13 protein-coding genes and 1 pseudogene are annotated in these 15598 nt (G+C 62.3%); 12 read left to right on the top strand and 2 right to left on the bottom strand.

The window, feature by feature from the left end:
* Positions 1-203 precede the first annotated feature (203 nt).
* Both DR039_RS02450 and DR039_RS02445 read right to left on the bottom strand, forming a co-directional pair.
* On the bottom strand, positions 204-716 hold the full coding sequence (locus DR039_RS02450) for a hypothetical protein (RefSeq protein WP_126622292.1): 513 nt from the start codon (positions 714-716) through the stop codon (positions 204-206).
* A gap of 93 nt (positions 717-809) precedes the next feature.
* Positions 810-1592, bottom strand: a complete 783-nt coding sequence (locus DR039_RS02445; RefSeq protein ID WP_111835790.1) for a GntR family transcriptional regulator — start codon at positions 1590-1592, stop codon at positions 810-812.
* A gap of 271 nt (positions 1593-1863) precedes the next feature.
* Here DR039_RS02445 and iolC point away from each other — a divergent pair, with 271 nt between their 5' ends.
* The 12 genes and pseudogenes from iolC to DR039_RS02380 all read left to right on the top strand — a co-directional run bounded on the left by iolC (position 1864) and on the right by DR039_RS02380 (position 15502).
* Positions 1864-2850: a 5-dehydro-2-deoxygluconokinase gene (iolC, locus tag DR039_RS02440; RefSeq protein WP_111835789.1), complete on the top strand. Its 987-nt coding sequence runs from the start codon at positions 1864-1866 to the stop codon at positions 2848-2850.
* The gene (locus tag DR039_RS02435; RefSeq protein WP_111835788.1) at positions 2850-3734 is read left to right on the top strand and encodes a Cgl0159 family (beta/alpha)8-fold protein; all 885 of its coding nucleotides are present in this window, start codon (positions 2850-2852) and stop codon (positions 3732-3734) included. Before iolC ends, DR039_RS02435 begins: the two co-directional genes overlap by 1 nt.
* A complete protein-coding gene (gene iolB / locus DR039_RS02430) occupies positions 3731-4600 on the top strand; it encodes a 5-deoxy-glucuronate isomerase (protein WP_111835787.1) in 870 nt (289 codons plus the stop codon). The genes DR039_RS02435 and iolB overlap by 4 nt, the downstream gene beginning before the upstream one ends.
* Positions 4601-4630: 30 nt before the next feature.
* Positions 4631-6538 carry a 3D-(3,5/4)-trihydroxycyclohexane-1,2-dione acylhydrolase (decyclizing) gene (gene iolD, locus DR039_RS02425; RefSeq protein ID WP_111835786.1) on the top strand — a complete coding sequence of 636 codons (1908 nt, stop codon included), beginning with the start codon at positions 4631-4633 and terminating at the stop codon, positions 6536-6538.
* A 37-nt stretch (positions 6539-6575) separates the two neighbouring features.
* Complete coding sequence (locus DR039_RS02420; protein ID WP_111835785.1) at positions 6576-6872, top strand: hypothetical protein; 297 nt, start codon at positions 6576-6578, stop codon at positions 6870-6872.
* Entirely contained in the window at positions 6869-7186 is a 318-nt protein-coding gene (locus DR039_RS02415) for a hypothetical protein (RefSeq protein WP_111835784.1), read from the top strand. Before DR039_RS02420 ends, DR039_RS02415 begins: the two co-directional genes overlap by 4 nt.
* Positions 7187-7688: 502 nt before the next feature.
* Positions 7689-8081, top strand: a pseudogene (locus DR039_RS11745) (Shedu immune nuclease family protein).
* A 90-nt stretch (positions 8082-8171) separates the two neighbouring features.
* Complete coding sequence (locus DR039_RS02400) at positions 8172-9713, top strand: AlbA family DNA-binding domain-containing protein (RefSeq protein WP_111835781.1); 1542 nt, start codon at positions 8172-8174, stop codon at positions 9711-9713.
* A 342-nt stretch (positions 9714-10055) separates the two neighbouring features.
* A complete protein-coding gene (locus DR039_RS02395; protein WP_111835780.1) occupies positions 10056-11549 on the top strand; it encodes a CoA-acylating methylmalonate-semialdehyde dehydrogenase in 1494 nt (497 codons plus the stop codon).
* Between the two features lie 308 nt (positions 11550-11857).
* The gene (locus tag DR039_RS02390; RefSeq protein ID WP_111835779.1) at positions 11858-12904 is read left to right on the top strand and encodes a Gfo/Idh/MocA family protein; all 1047 of its coding nucleotides are present in this window, start codon (positions 11858-11860) and stop codon (positions 12902-12904) included.
* 31 nt (positions 12905-12935) lie between these two features.
* Complete coding sequence (locus tag DR039_RS02385) at positions 12936-14471, top strand: sugar ABC transporter ATP-binding protein (protein ID WP_111835778.1); 1536 nt, start codon at positions 12936-12938, stop codon at positions 14469-14471.
* The gene (locus tag DR039_RS02380; RefSeq protein WP_111835777.1) at positions 14468-15502 is read left to right on the top strand and encodes an ABC transporter permease; all 1035 of its coding nucleotides are present in this window, start codon (positions 14468-14470) and stop codon (positions 15500-15502) included. The genes DR039_RS02385 and DR039_RS02380 overlap by 4 nt, the downstream gene beginning before the upstream one ends.
* Positions 15503-15598 lie beyond the last annotated feature (96 nt).

The following is a 15598-nucleotide window of genomic DNA, read 5'->3' as shown; positions in this document are numbered from 1 at the left end:
ACCGTGAGCCACTAGCCTTAGCCCGCGCCAAGTAAGCGGCCCGTACCGCTTCCTGCAGGTCGTACCAGAAAGTCCGGTGTTCAGGCCGCCGTGGCAGACAACAGCTTTCTGACAGACGATGGACCGTCTTAGACACTTGCTCCCCGGTGCGCCTGAGCACCCGTTCATCTTTGCTTGGATCAGGCATCCCGAGGTTGGCAGGGTTAGGGTGCCCAGAGTTCAGGGCTGTCATAAGGTTCGTCTGTAAGGGTGGGCAGGGTCTCGGCAACCTCGTAAAGCTCGTCGTACTCCTCTGCTGAGATGAATCTGTCGAAACGGAGACTCTCGATATCGTCCCAACTGCCACTCTCGTAACCGTCATAGCCACGCACCTGCCCAAAGGTGTAGGGCCAGGACCGCAGCCGCTCCATCATTTCCTCGGTGCTTATCTGACCTGCGGCGCGCCGCCAACCCAGTTCTTTAGCCGTCACTGGACGGATCTCCTCGCCGCTCTCCAGGTGTTGCTGGACCCCAAGCACAAACCGCAGCTCGGTGCCGACACGTAGCGCCACTTCCTGGGGTGGCAGTCCCTGCTCCAGCAGATCCCTACTAAGGCGATCCTGGTCAATCGGTGTTAACAGCTCAATAGCCCATTCTCGCAAGTCTTCACCATCGCGACCTAACAGAACTAAGCCCTCCTGTGGAACTCGGCTCCTGGTCTCTGGAGCACCATCCATCACGACCTCCCAACTAAATCTGAGGACCCTGCCCCATAAGGTGCTTCCAATGAGTATGTTGCCTCAACAGCCCTTATCCGCATAGGTCTTAGCTCAGACAGCAAAGAGGGTGGTCTCAAAGGAGTAGCGCGAGGCCCGGTAGATATGGGAGCCGAACTCGATCACCCTGCCAGCGGCGTCGTAAGAAGTGCGCTGAGCGGTTAGCAGAGCGGCCCGGCGATGATCGGCCAGTGCCTCGGCCTCCTTCTTAGTGGCATTCCGAGCGCCAATGACCTGCTTGGCGGTCTGCGGCACCGTGCCCCGTTCGCGCAGCAGTTCATATAGACCCTTCTGCGCCAACTCAGCCTCGGTGGGGGCTAGGTCGGCTGGCAGGAGGTTGCGCATCAAGGCAATCGGCTCGCCATCAGCTAGGCGCAGGCGCTCAAGCACCACGATGGCCTCACTGGGCGTGGTCTCCAACTGCTCTGCTTCTTCCGGTGAAGCGGGGCGCTGCTCATAAGTGAGGATCTGGGTGGCCACCTGGTGGCCCGCAGTGGTCAGATCGGAGAGCAAACTGGATAGTTGCATTGGCCGGTGTACGTGGGGGGAAGTCACCACTGTGCCAGCCCCACGACGCCGGGATACCAGACCGCGGTCTGCCAAGGACTGCAAGGCCTGGCGAGTGGTGGGGCGAGACACCTGCAGGCGCCGCGCCATGGACACCTCGTCCTCCATGCGCGTGCCGGGCTGGAGTGTGCCATCCAAGATGAGTTGTGCCAGAGGCTCGGAGATCTGTTGATGCAGGGGAGTGGGGGAGCTGCGGTCGATAGTCACCTCAGGCTGGAATGGGTCTAACTCCTCAGGGTGGCCCTGTGGGGCGGGGGAGGTGCTTGACATGACGCGGCTCCTACTCGTGCTTCTTTCACATCATAGGTGGCTTGGCCCACTTTGGCGGGGTCAGAAGGTAAGACGTATGGGGGATTCTTGGCGAGGTCGGTTCGACAGAACGCCCGGAGTCGTAGCAAGCAAATCGCGATTATGTTCGGACAATGGTTGACGCTGGCGGCACCCTGGGGCACGCTTTCCCTGTGAGGGCGGCCACGCCCAAGTCGCCGCCCGGCCAGCTGCCAGGCACACCACCCGCCCCAAAGACGTGGAAGGGACACAGATGAGCAACTTCAGGCAACAGCTGGACGTCCTGACAATCGGACGCTGCGGCATCGACGTGTACCCACTCCAGACCGGAGTGGGACTGGAACTGGTGGAGACCTTCGGCAAGTTCCTAGGGGGCAGCCCTACCAATGTGGCGGTGGCCGCAGCCAGGTATCGCCACCGCGCCGCCGTCGTCACCGGAGTAGGAGAAGACCCCTTTGGACGCTTCGTGCGCACCGAGATGCGACGGCTCGGCGTCTACGACGACTACGTGGTCACCAAGCCAGAGTTTTCCACTCCGGTCACCTTCTGCGAGATCTTCCCCCCAGACCGATTCCCCCTCTATTTTTACCGCGAACCCTCCGCCCCCGACCTGGAGCTCACCGCCGCAGACCTTCCCCTAGACGCCGTGTGCAGCGCCCGCATCTTCTGGACCTCGGCTACTGGCTTGAGCAAAGAGCCTTCGCGCGCCGCCCACCACACCGCCCTGGACGCTCGCGCCCGTCAGCAATACACGGTGATGGACCTGGATTATCGCGCTAACTTCTGGGACTCTGAGGCAGAGGCCCACCGGCAAGTCAGTGCTGCCCTACCCAAAGTAAATGTGGCTATCGGCAACCGCGAGGAGTGCCGCATCGCCGTCGGAGAATCAGATCCGGAGCGGGCCGCCGACGCCCTCCTAGAGGCGGGCGTAGAGCTGGCGATCGTCAAACAAGGTATGGAAGGCACGCTGGCCAAAACCCGTACCGAACGCATCGCCATGCCCGTAACCCCCGCCCAAACCCTCAACGGCCTAGGGGCTGGCGATGCCTTCGGCGGCGCCATCTGCCACGGCCTACTCTCTGGCTGGTCCCTGGAGAAGACCATTTACGCCGCCTCCACCGCCGGTGCGATCGTCGCCTCCCGCCTAGAGTGCTCCACCGCCATGCCCGCCGAACCAGAGTTGCTGGCCGAGATGCGCAAATTCCGTGACCAGTGCGCCCCTGGACTCAAGGACCTGTGATGGCAGCTGCAGCACCAAGCCTGATTGAACAGCTCTGCCTGATCCGCGCCCACGAGCCCGAGCGGGTAGCCCAGGCACTGGCAGAGCGGCCCGCCGGGCCGCCGATAACCGCGCTAGACCGGCTCATGGTGGTCGCCTGCGACCACAGTGCTCGCGGAGCCTTAGCCGCTGGCGGGGACCCAGTGGCCATGGGCTCTCGCGAAGAGTTGTTGCGCCGCTGCGTAACCGCGCTGGCGCGTCCCGGGGTCAACGGCTTCTTGGGCACTGCCGACCTAGTTGAGGACCTGACCTTGCTGGGAGCCTTGGACGGCAAAGTGGTCTTTGGCTCCATGAATCGAGGTGGCCTGGCCGGTGCCAGCTTTGAGCTAGATGACCGCATGACTGCCTACGACGTCGACGGCCTGGCTGCCGCCCGGCTGGACGGCGGCAAAATGCTGCTGCGCCTGGGCTATGACGACCCCCGCACCGCAGACACCATGGAGGCCTGCGCGCACGCCGTCGACGCCCTGGCACAGCAGGGCCTGACCGCCATGATCGAGCCCTTCGTCTCCCGCCGCTGGGACGGCAAAGTCGTCAACGACCTCAATCCCGACGCCGTCATCACCGCCATTTGTGTGGCTGCCGGACTGGGGCGCACCAGCGCCCACACCTGGCTGAAGATTCCGGCGGTTGCTGACATGGAGCGCGTGGTGGGGGCCTCTACCTTGCCCACCCTCATCCTGGGCGGTGCCGTGCGCGCCAACGCGGAGGCCGCCCGCCGCAGCTGGGCTCAGGCTCTGGCCCTGCCCAATGTTCGGGGGCTGGTGATCGGCCGCTCCCTCCTATTCCCACCCGACGACGACGTCGCCGGGGCCGTTGACAAGACCGTAGGACTGTTCTCATGACACTGCCTTCACACGTCCGCGCCGGCAGCACCGGCCACGACTCCCTCACTGTTGACATCACCCCTGAGCAGGCCGGCTGGTCCTATAGCGGCCTGCGGGTGGCTGTGCTGGCGCCCGGCCAGACGCTCACCCTGGAATCAGGAGAGGCCGAACTGCTGGTCCTGCCCCTGGCTGGAGCTTGCACCGTGGAAGTCGGTGGCCAGGCCTACGAGCTCGCTGGCCGGGAAAGCGTCTTCAAACAGATCACGGACTACCTCTACGTGCCCCGCGCCAGTACCTTCACCATCACCTCAGCTGCCGGGGGACGCTTTGCCCTGCCCAGCGCAGTGGCTGAGGCGGACCTGCCGGTGCGCTACTTCCCCCGCGAGCAGGTGGGCGTATCCATCCGGGGTGCCGGGGACTGCTCCCGTCAGGTCAATAACTACGCCCTGAACAACGACGTGCTCACCTCCCACCTGTTGGTCACCGAGGTGCTCACTCCCGGCGGCAACTGGTCCTCCTACCCTGCGCATAAGCACGAGCAAAAGACTGAGACGGAGCGCGAATTAGAGGAGATCTACTACTTCGAGATCGCCAGCTCGCCGGAGGGTGGCCCGGGCTTTGGGCTGCATCGCACCTACGCTTCCAACCCGGAGCAGCCCATTGATGTGTGCGTGGAGGTTCGCGACGGCGACGTCGCCCTGGTGCCCTACGGCTACCACGGCCCCTGTGTGGCCGCCCCCGGCTACGACATGTACTACCTCAACGTCATGGCCGGGCCAGAAACAGACTTGGTCTGGCTGGCCCCTGACGACCCCGCCCACCACTGGCTGCGCGCCAGCTGGGAGAGCCAAGAGACCGACCCTCGCCTACCCATGGCCCACTGACACCCGCAAACGACTTAAGGAGAAGCAATCGTGAGCAACGAGGCCTACGCAGGCACCATCCGTCTGACGGTCGCCCAGGCGACCATCCGCTTCCTTTCCAACCAATATTCCGAGCGCGACGGCGTAGAGCAGCGACTCATCGAGGGTGCCTTCGGCATCTTCGGGCACGGCAATGTGGCCGGCATCGGGCAGGCCCTCCTGCAAAACGAGGTCGCCCCCGTTGCGGGTGAGAATCCGATGCCCTACATCATGCCGCGCAATGAGCAGGGTGCCGTCCACGCCGCTGCAGCCTTCGCCAAGGTCCGCAACCGCCTATCCACCTATATGGTCACCGCTTCCATCGGTCCTGGCTCCCTGAATATGGTCACCGGCGCCGCCTTGGCCACCACCAACCGCGTCCCCGTGCTGATCTTCCCCTCCGATGTCTTTGCTAACCGCGTCCCGGACCCGGTGCTCCAGCAGCTCGAAGACCCCACGGATATGGACGTCACCGTCAACGACTGCTTCCGACCGGTTTCCCGTTACTTTGACCGCATCAACCGGCCCGAGCAGCTCATTCCCTCCCTGCTGGCCGCCATGCGAGTCTTGACCGACCCAGCCGAGACCGGCGCCGTCGTCATTGCTATGCCGCAGGATGTGCAGGCGGAAGCTCACGACTGGCCCATCGAGTTCTTCCGCAAGCGCGTGTGGCATGTGCGCCGTCCCCTGGCTGAACCAGCCGCCCTGGAGCGGGCCGTTGCCCTAATCAAAGCAGCCAAGCGCCCCATGGTCATTTCCGGCGGTGGCACCATCTATTCTGAGGCTTCCGCGCAACTACGCGCCTTCGCCACCGCCACTGGTATTCCCGTGGCGGATACGCAGGCAGGTAAAGGCGCCATCAACTTTGATCACCCCTGCGCCATTGGGGGAGTGGGTTCCACCGGCGGTGACTCCGGCAACCACATCGCTGACAAAGCGGATTTGGTGATCGGCATCGGCACCCGCTACTCCGACTTCACCACCGCCTCCAAGACCCAGTTCAAGGACCCCGAGGTCAAGTTCATCAACATCAATGTGCGGGCTTTCGACGCCGCCAAGCAGAGCGCGGAGATGGTGGTGGCCGACGCCCGCGAGGCTCTGGAGGCACTCACCAGCGCCTTGGAGGGCTATCACGTAAGCCCGGAGTACAGCGCAGAGATCGCCGCTGAACGCGAGGCCTGGTTTGCCGCCACAAACAAGTGCTACCACCTGGGCCACGGGCCCCTGCCCGCCCAAACAGAAGTTTTTGGTGCCCTGAATGAGCTGCTGGGAGATGAGGACATTCTCATCAATGCGGCCGGCTCTATGCCCGGCGACCTACAGGCCCTATGGCAGGCCAAAACCCCTGTGCAATACCACGTGGAGTATGCCTTCTCCTGCATGGGCTACGAGATTCCAGCAGGTCTGGGTTGCAAACTGGCTCGCCCGGAGTCAGAAGTGGTGGCAATCGTGGGGGACGGCACCTACCAGATGCTCCCCATGGAGCTGGCCACCGTGGTGCAGGAGAACATCAAAGTCATCTACGTGCTGCTGCAAAACTACGGTTTTGCCTCCATTGGGGCACTGTCTGAGTCGCGCGGCTCGCAGCGCTTCGGCACCAAGTTCCGTCAGCGTGGACAGGGCGGTCACCTGCAGGACGAGGCCAAGGTGCCGGGCGTGGACATTGCCGCCAACGCTGAGTCTTGGGGCCTGAAGGTCTACCGGGTTTCCTCCATCGCGGAGTTCAAAGAGGCCTACGCCGCCGCCCACGCGGGTGAGCGCGCCTCCATGATCCACATTGAGACCGACCTGTACGGCCCCAACCCGCCCGGCTCCTCCTGGTGGGATGTGGCGGTCTCCGGCGTCTCTCGCCTGGAGTCCACCCAGCAGGCCTATGAGCGCTACCTGGAGGAGCGCAAACCGCAGCGGCACTACCTGTAACGGCGCCCCCGGTGCTGCACTGGGCTTGAGTGGCTGGATGCTGCTCTCCTACCTGGCAACGGTCCTCTCATCGTACCGCAGGCACCTCCTGTGGGTGACTGCAGGCCAGAAGCGGGCGGATGCTCACTACCGTGCACTGACCGAGTATGAGGTTGACGAGTGCGACGTCCTCGACTCCCTGATCACTCAGGGAGTAGAAATCGACCTCGATGACGGCGTTCTCGTCAGCCGCCTGCGCTTCGGCCATGCCCTCCAGATGGTGGCCTCCCTAGAAAGGAAGTGCACCGACGCCACCACCCGGCTCACCCGCTCCCTCACCTTGGAAAAGTCATGATCACCTTCTTCGAGTCAGGAAACGAGCTGATACTGCACTACTACACTGACTACTGGCCGATAGAGTGGGTTGATAGTCGCTTAAAAGAGGTAGGACGAGTCCATTTCAAGAGAGTATTTCAAGCCGGTCGTGATGACGTCTTCGAGGATCTGGGTGACGCGAACGATGAAGAAGTTGATTTTGACGAGGAGGAGGTCGGCGGCTTCAAAGACTTCCGCATTGGTGTAGTCGACGGGGACTATTGGCGAGTCCGAGCGGATGTATTAGACCTCGAATATGGTCTGCTTCTTTCGTGCTCTATGGCGCTGACGTAGGATGTGTTCGTCGCTGAACGAGATATCTCTGTGTTTCGTAAAATTGAACGCGTATCGCGATGTCAGGGCGGTGGTTGGTGGTGAACGCTCTGATGTTTTCTGGAAGAGAATTTTCGGGTGCTCCTCAAACAGTTTCTCACCTCGGTAGAGTGTAGACTGTATGCGGAATCTAGGGTGGGTAAGATCATCAAGGAGTATTACGAGAAGGCCGGTGAGGTGGAGGGGAGGCTCCAGCGGCATCTGGCGGCTAAGAGTTCTCTCCGTTCCTCTGGGTAGCGTGTCCCGCTCACTATCGGTGAGATTGAGCTCGAGAAATTTGAGTTCATCCGCGGGTGATTCGCTGAAATGTTAGCGGATGCTGAGGTGTACTCCGAGTATGAATGGTAGAATGAGGTGGTGCGGCTGTTCTGTCTGATCTTTCCCAGGTATGTGTGTGCTGGAAGGCGTGAAAATCAGAGAGAGATTCTCGCGTCCAAGTAAAAATGTCCGCCGCTAAGTGGGCATGGTGTTCGTAGGCTCTAGTGGCACGATTGACATCCTTGAGATCAAGAAGCCTTTTGCTGACTGTCTCTTGTCTCGAGGGCGCTACCGTGACAACTATGTGCCCAAGAGAGAGTTGGCAGGAGCCGTTGTCCAGTGTGAGAAGTAGCTGTTCTACCTCAACTGCGGTGGAGCCAGTTCAGAGAAGGTGGTTCAGCGAAGACTTGACGCTGAACTGACGAAGGTCCCTCAAGTCAGGATTGTTAACCCGAGGGCGTATATCCTGGCCGGTCGTGATGACAATTTAACGGCTGAGCAAAGGTTTGACTTTGAGTTCACTCGCAGAGGTGGTATAGGTGTCGTAGACATGATCACTTATGATGACTTATTGCGACATCATGGACACCATGATTGACGCCCCCCGTGAACGTGTAGTGGGCTCGCAGGGGTACGACGATGCGTGTACCATGGTGCGACATGACCGGCTACCTCAGCCTCGGTCCGGATGGCCGGATCATGGATCGGGAAGAGCAAGACCCTGGAGTTTAAGCAGGATCTATCTTCTCCCGGAGGGGCGCTGCGGACTATCGCTGCCTTCGCGAACTCGGCGGGCGGGCGCCTCGTCGTCGGTGTCGAAGACGACGGCACCGTCGTCGGCGTCACCGACCCTCTAGTCGAGGAAGAACGCGTCGCCAGCCTCATCAGCGACAGCATCTCACCCCAGCTCGTCCCCGCCATCGACCTCGTCACGCTCGGCGGCAGGACCGTCCTCGTCGTCGATGTGCCGCTGAGCACCCGCCGCCCCCACTACCTCACCCGACAGGGGCCGGAGGCCGGTGTTTATGTGCGACTGGGCTCCACCACCCGCCAAGCCGATCCGGCTTTGGTGGCCGAGCTTGAACGCAACGCCCGCGGCATCGCCTTCGAGGACCTGCCCGAGCCTCGCGCCAGCCTCGCCGACCTTAACCTTGCCTCACTGGCCGACCTACGCGGACGGTCGACAGCTGTCGACGACCTCCTCGCGCTCGGACTCGCAGTGCGGCAGGGTGACGCCATTGTCCCCACGAACGCAGGCATCCTTGCTGCCTGCCCGGACCCCACCCGCTTCCTGCCCTCGGCCTGGGTTCAGTGTGGACGCCTGCGCGGCCCCCATGGCACTGACATCTTCGATCAGACGGAGATCCACGGTCCCATGCCCCTGGCCGTGGACCAGGCCATGAGCTTCCTCCTCAAGCACGCCTACAAGACCGCGGTCTTCGGTGAGGTCCGCCGCCGCGACGTCTACTCCATTCCCGTCGAACCTGTCCGCGAGGTCATCGTCAATGCCCTTGTTCACGCCTCCTACGCCGAGCGCGGCACGCCCATCCGGATCGGCTTCTACGACGACCGCATCCAGGTAGACAGTCCAGGCCTGCTGCTGCCCGGCATGACCGTGGAGACCATGCGCCGGGTCTCGCGGCTGCGCAACCCGGCGCTAGCGCGCATCTTCCGTGAGGCCGGGATCATGGAGCAGTGGGGCACCGGTGTCCAGCGGGTCTTCACACAGGTCGCTGAGGCCGGTCTGCCTGAGCCGGTGATCGAGGAGGTCCAGGACCGGGTACGGGTGACGATCTACGTGCCCAGCCACGACCCCGGGCAGGTCAGTGAGCATGTGAGCAAGTCACGCGAGAAAGTCGAGTCACTAAGTCAGAGCAGGAAGTCACTAAGTCAAGACACTAAGTCGGCGTCCGAAGACACCAAGTCGACGCGCCCGCCCAAGACCTCAGGCCGCCGAGTGAGTAAGTCGAATGAGCAAGTGAGTAAGTCGAGTGAGCAAGTCATGGTGATCCTCACCGCTGCTGACACTCCCCGATCTCGTTCTGAGCTGCTGGCCACCATTGGGCTTGCCGACGCCTATGGGAACTACCGACGCCATCTGCTCCCCCTCATCGAGTCCGGGCTCGTGGAGCGGACGATCCCCGACAAGCCCAACAGCCGCCTCCAGCGCTACCGTCTTACCGACACTGGTCGCGCCTACCTCGACAGCTTTTCTGGAGACGCCCAATGAGCCCTTTGTCCACCATAAAGCACCAGCTGCGTGAGCGCTTCGCCCGCCCTGGTCAGGCTGGGGGCCTCGTCCCATGGTCCGATCCGGAAGCCCTATGAGCGCTACCTGGAGGAGCGCAAACCGCAGCGGCACTACCTCTAAGGCCAGAGTGCCCCAAGGCAAGGTAGCTGGTGTTCTGTGTGAGAGCGCCAGCCACCTTCGTCTGGAAAATGTACTGACAAAAGCATCGCTTTTGGGGCTTTGAGGGGTTAGGGTTATGCCTGGCCGCGACGTCGGGGCCCAAAGTCCCGGATGTCGCTCCCACAGGCTGTACGCCACCACGAGACTCAGGAGTCAATGACGATGAAGACGATCTCCCACTGGATCAATGGTCAGTACTACGAGGGCACTCCCGGCGGCCGTTTTGCCGTCGAGAACCCCGGCACCGGAGAGGTGGAGGCGGAGCTGCTGGAGGCCTCCGACGCAGACCTAGACCACGCTATCGCCGTGGCCCGCGAAGCTCAGAAGCGGTGGGCCAAGGTCTCCCTGGCCAAGCGCACGGCCATTATGTTTAAGATGCGCCAGCTGGTCTTGGATCACCAGGATGAGATGGCCCGCATGATTGTGGAGGAGCACGGCAAGAACTACTCCGACGCCATCGGCGAGATTCAGCGCGGCCGCGAGACCCTGGACTTCGCCACCGCCATCAACCTGGCCCTCAAAGGGGAGTATTCCTTTGATATCTCCACCGGTGTGGACATCCACACCCTGCGCCAGCCAGTAGGTGTGGTCGCAGGCATCTGCCCCTTTAACTTCCCGGCCATGGTGCCCATGTGGATGCACCCCATCGCTATCGCCACCGGCAACGCCTTTATCCTCAAGCCTGCCTCCGCCACCCCCTCGGCCTCCCTGCTGACCGCCGAGCTTTACAAGGAAGCTGGCCTGCCCGACGGCGTCTTCAATGTGGTTTCCGGCAACCGCAAGATGGTTTCCCGCCTACTGGAGCACCCCGGCATCGACGCCATCTCCTTCGTGGGTTCGACCCCCGTGGCCCATATCGTGCAGGACACTGGAGTCACCCACGGCAAGCGCGTGCAGGCCCTCGGTGGGGCCAATAACCACGCCATCGTTATGCCTGACGCGGACCTGGACTTTGCTGCCCAGCACATTTCCGCCGCCGCATTCGGGGCTGCCGGTGAGCGCTGCATGGCCCTGCCGGTAGTGGTGGCAGTCGGAGGCTGTGGTCCCGAGCTAGCCAAGAAGGTCAAAGCCCATGCGGAGAAGATCAAGGTCGGCTACGGCATGGACGAGGGCGTGGAGATGGGGCCGGTTATCAACGCCAAAGCCAAAGAGTTCATCACCTCACTGATCGACGACGCCGAGGCCAAGGGGGCACAGGTGGTCCTAGATGGCCGCAAGCTGGTCATCCCGGGGCATGAGCAGGGGCACTTCCTAGGCCCCACCGTGGTGGACAAGGTCCCGCTGGACTCCGCCCTCTACTACGAGGAGGTCTTCGGCCCGGTGCTGGCCATCGTGCATGCGGACAACTATGAGGAGGCCATCAAACAGGTCAACTCCTCACCCTTCGGCAATGGCTCAGCGATCTTCACTAACGACGGCGGGGTGGCGCGCCGCTTCACCCTGGACGTGGAGGCCGGCATGGTGGGCGTCAACGTCCCCATCCCGACGCCGGTGGCCTACTACTCCTTCGGCGGTTGGAAGGAATCCCTGCTGGGGGACACCCACATCCACGGGCCGGAGGGTGTGCGCTTCTACACCCGCGCCAAGGCGATTACCAGCCGCTGGCCCTCTGAGAAGAGCTATGCGGCCACGATGTCCTTCCAGCGGGAGGAGTGAGCCTGCCGGGCTCGGCCTGCCGCGAGGCGCGTGGGGGCAAAGCAGCTCCAGGTGTCTCGTGGCGGGCCGTCAGACCCATCGCGTCGCTGGCTCCCTGATTTCTTAATCTCAACTAAATGGTGCTATTGCATGCAAATGTGCGTCTCGGGGAGCGCTCCAGGTAACAAAATGTCCTGACTTCGAGAAAGTAATTGTCGGGACAAACTCCTTCATGTAATCTGCAACATATCCGGCGGCACAAGGTCGTGCCGCCCCATCCTTTCGTTGAAGCGGACGTCAAAGAAGACGGCTAGCCCAAGGAGCAACATATGGTCACAAACAGCGGGGGCACTGTACGCATAGCCCTGTTTGGGGTCGGGCGCATCGGCGTCGGGCACGCGGTAGCCCTAGCGGCCATCCCCGAGGTCAGGCTGACCGTCTGCGACGCCGACCCTGCGCGCGCCACCCAGGTCGCCCAGGAACTGGGCGCTGCGCATGACAAAGCGGTGGTCACCTCCACCGCCCAGGAAGTATTCGCTCACCCCGAGTCCTACGACGGTGTCGTCATTGCCACCCCCACCGCCACACACGAGGAACTCGTGCTGAGCTGCGCCCACGCCGGCCTGCCCTTCTTCTGTGAGAAGCCTGTGGCGATGGACCTAGAGGGCACTCGCCGCTGCATTGAGGCCGTGCATGCCGCCGGCATCGCCTCTCAGATCGGCTTCCAGCGCCGCTTCGACCCTGCCTACCAAGAGGCCCGCCGCCGCGTAAATGCGGGAGAACTGGGGGAGGTCCACCGCATTCATATGCTCACCTGCGACCAAAACCCGCCGCCAGAATCCTTTGTGGCGCACTCCGGGGGCATCTGGCGCGACTGCCTAATCCACGACATTGACGCACTCCGTTGGGTCACCGGCCACGAGGTGGAGGAGGTCTTCGCCTTCGGCGCGGTGCGCGGGGCGGATTACTTTGCCACCCACGACGACGTCGATGAGGGCGTTGCACTCCTGCGTCTGGACGACGAGACCCTGGTGACCGCGCACACTTCCCGCAACAACGGCCAGGGATACGACGTGCGCATGGAGATCTCCGGCACACTGGCCAACGCCACCGTGGGCTTGGAGCCCAAGTTGCCTCTGGTAAGTGTTGAACCCGGAGTCACCTTCCCGGACGACGAGCCCTGGGTGGACTTCATCGCTAGGTTCAAGGACTGCTACGAGACTGAGCTGCGCGCCTTCGTGGAGGTTGCAGCCGGACGAGCCACCAGCCCTTGCACTATCGACGACGCCTTAGAGGCACTGCACGTCGCCCTGGCCATCGGTCAGGCACGCCAAACCGGACGCCCCGTCAAGGTATCCGAGATCCGCGGGAACTAACCCCAACACCACAGAAAGGAGGGGGCTAGGCATGGCAAATGACACCACCAAAATGCCTCTGCTAGAGGCCACAGGGATCACCAAACGGTTCCCGGGCGTGCTGGCACTGGACGACGTCCAATTTATGCTCCGCCCCGGCGAGGTCCACTCGCTGGTGGGTGAGAACGGCGCCGGTAAGTCCACGCTTATGAAGGTCCTGGGAGGGATCCACAAGCCTGACGCAGGCAGCCTGAAGCTGTACGGCCGGGAGACCAACATCGATGGTCCGCTGGATGCCCAGTCCAAGGGCATCTCGATCATCCACCAGGAACTAAACCTGATGCCCGACCTCACGGTTGCGCAGAATATTTTCTTCGGCCGCGAGCAGCACAAAGGCATACGCTTCAACCTTTCTCCCCGCAAGATGCGCCAGGAGACAGACGCTTTGCTCCAGCGGGTGGGGCTGCAGTTGGACCCAGAGGCCCGCGTCGGTGACCTGACCGTGGCCACCCAGCAGATGGTGGAGATCGCCAAGGCCCTGTCCTTCGACGCCAAGATCCTGATCATGGACGAGCCCACCGCAGCGCTAACTGAGCGCGAGACTGAGGCCCTGTTCAAGGTGATGGAGGACTTCGTCAAGCCGGACACCGCGATTGTCTACATCTCCCACCGCATGAACGAGATCAAGCGCGTCTCAGACACCATCACCGTTATGCGCGACGGCCAATGGGTCTCCACCGACCCGGCAGCGGACCTAAGCATTGACGACATCATTGAGAAAATGGTGGGACGGCGCATCGAGTCAAATATCCGCCCCAAAGCCGGTGACTCGAATGCAGATGTCGTCCTCAAGGTCGAAGGCCTGAGCACCAAGAAGCTCCTCAAGGACGTCAGCTTCGAGCTGCGCCGCGGCGAGATTCTGGGCTTCGCGGGGCTGGTCGGCGCCGGCCGCACCGAGACTGCCCGCGCACTGATCGGCGCTGACCCCAAGACCGCGGGCCGAGTTGAAATCGAGGGCCGTGAGGTCAACATCAAGTCCCCGGAGGACGCCGTAAAGCACTCAGTGGCCTACCTTTCCGAGGACCGCAAGCGCTACGGCCTGCTGCTGGACAAGGACCTAGTGCTCAACACCGCCTTGCCGTCCTACCGCATCTGGTCACGAGGCATCATCGTGGACGACTCCAAGGCCGAAGGCACTGCTGCTAACTACATAAGTCGCCTGCGAGTAAAGACGCCGTCCGCACACCAGCGCGCCAAGAACCTCTCTGGTGGCAACCAGCAGAAGGTCGTAATCGGCAAGTGGCTGGCCCGCGACTGCGACATCCTCATCTTTGATGAGCCGACCCGTGGCATCGACGTCGGTGCCAAGGATGAGATCTACGACCTGCTTAATCAGCTGGCTGCCCAAGGCAAGTCCATCATCGTCATCTCCTCTGAAATCCCCGAGGTGCTCCGCCTCGCTCAGAGAATCGTCGTCATGTGGGAGGGCCGGGTAACCGGCACCATCAACAATGACGAGGCCACCCAAAACTCAATCATGGCGCTGGCCACCGGCCAGACCCCCACAAAGACCAAGGAGTCAGCGTGAGCATCACAGCATCCCTTAAGTCGCGCGAAGACGCGGACACTCAGTCCAATGACAGGCAGAGTGGAGGCCTGCAGCGCTTCCTGAAACAGAATGCTTCGCAGGTCCTGGTGGTGGTCTCCGAGTTGGTGCTGATTGCGGTCTTCTCGATCGCCAGCCCCTACTTCTTCCAGATTTCCAACTTCTCTGCTCTGCTGCTAGACGCCTCCGTCTACGTGCTGTTGGCCCTGGGACTGACCTTCGTCATCGCCACCGGTGGTATCGACCTGACCCCCGGCTTCGGCATCGCCTTTACCTCGGTGTGCTTGGCGGTTGCCATGAAATGGGCAGCAGCGCAAGGCATGGGCACTGCGCTGGTCATTGTGATTGGTGTGGTTGTGGGCCTATTGGCCGGGGCTCTGATGGGCACGATCAACGGCTTCCTGGTGGCCTACCTGCGCATGCAGCCCATGATCGCCACCCTGGCCATGATGCTTATCGCCTGGGGTGCAGCCCTGGTAATCTCCGGCACCTCCGCCATCCCGCTGTCTGACTTCCACGCCTTCCTCACACTCGGTCAGGGGCGCACCTTCGGTATCACTAACGCCATGTTCCTGGTGGTGATCGCCGTGATTGTGGCGGCCTACCTGCTCAACCGCACCCTGATTGGCCGCTACGCCCTGGCCATGGGTTCCAATGAGGAGGCGACTCGCCTCTCTGGTGTGAACGTCAAGCGTTGGAAGCTCTACGTCTACACCCTGGGCGGCACCTTCACTGGCCTCGCCGGCATCCTCATGGCCTCCCGCCTGGCCTCCGGCAAGCCCGACGTCGGCCAGTCCTATGAGATGTACGCTATCGCTGCAGCTGTTTTGGGCGGTGCTTCCCTAATGGGTGGCAAGGCTTCAGTGTTTGGCTCGGCGGTTGGCGCCCTGGTGATTGCCACTATCCGCAACGGCGCCGTGCTTATGGGCATCCCCGACCAGTGGCAGAAGGTGCTGCTGGGTGTGGTGGTGCTGGGGGCCGTCTACCTGGACACCCGCCGTACTGACAAATAAGCCCTGACAAGTGACCGGCGCAGCCGCAACAGTCTCCCGGGGAACCTGCCCCGACCTGATTAGCAATCCATCCACCTGATCGAGGTCAGCCTCTAA

Origin of the sequence: Actinomyces bovis, from assembly GCF_900444995.1 — a bacterium.
Classification (GTDB): Bacteria; Actinomycetota; Actinomycetes; order Actinomycetales; family Actinomycetaceae; genus Actinomyces; species Actinomyces bovis.
The sequence above is the reverse complement of the archived record's forward strand: the minus strand, read 5'-3'. Positions and strand labels throughout refer to the sequence as shown.

Bases quoted from the DNA above. Each gene is read 5' to 3' on its own strand.
- DR039_RS02420 (WP_111835785.1), top strand. From the start codon at position 6,576: ATGCTGCTCTCCTACCTGGCAACGGTCCTCTCATCGTACCGCAGGCAC.
- DR039_RS02385 (WP_111835778.1), top strand. From the start codon at position 12,936: ATGGCAAATGACACCACCAAAATGCCTCTGCTAGAGGCCACAGGGATC.
- DR039_RS02445 (WP_111835790.1), bottom strand. From the start codon at position 1,592: ATGTCAAGCACCTCCCCCGCCCCACAGGGCCACCCTGAGGAGTTAGAC.
- DR039_RS02390 (WP_111835779.1), top strand. From the start codon at position 11,858: ATGGTCACAAACAGCGGGGGCACTGTACGCATAGCCCTGTTTGGGGTC.
- DR039_RS02450 (WP_126622292.1), bottom strand. From the start codon at position 716: ATGGATGGTGCTCCAGAGACCAGGAGCCGAGTTCCACAGGAGGGCTTA.
- iolC (WP_111835789.1), top strand. From the start codon at position 1,864: ATGAGCAACTTCAGGCAACAGCTGGACGTCCTGACAATCGGACGCTGC.
- DR039_RS02435 (WP_111835788.1), top strand. From the start codon at position 2,850: ATGGCAGCTGCAGCACCAAGCCTGATTGAACAGCTCTGCCTGATCCGC.
- iolB (WP_111835787.1), top strand. From the start codon at position 3,731: ATGACACTGCCTTCACACGTCCGCGCCGGCAGCACCGGCCACGACTCC.
- DR039_RS02415 (WP_111835784.1), top strand. From the start codon at position 6,869: ATGATCACCTTCTTCGAGTCAGGAAACGAGCTGATACTGCACTACTAC.
- DR039_RS02395 (WP_111835780.1), top strand. From the start codon at position 10,056: ATGAAGACGATCTCCCACTGGATCAATGGTCAGTACTACGAGGGCACT.
- DR039_RS02400 (WP_111835781.1), top strand. From the start codon at position 8,172: ATGGCCGGATCATGGATCGGGAAGAGCAAGACCCTGGAGTTTAAGCAG.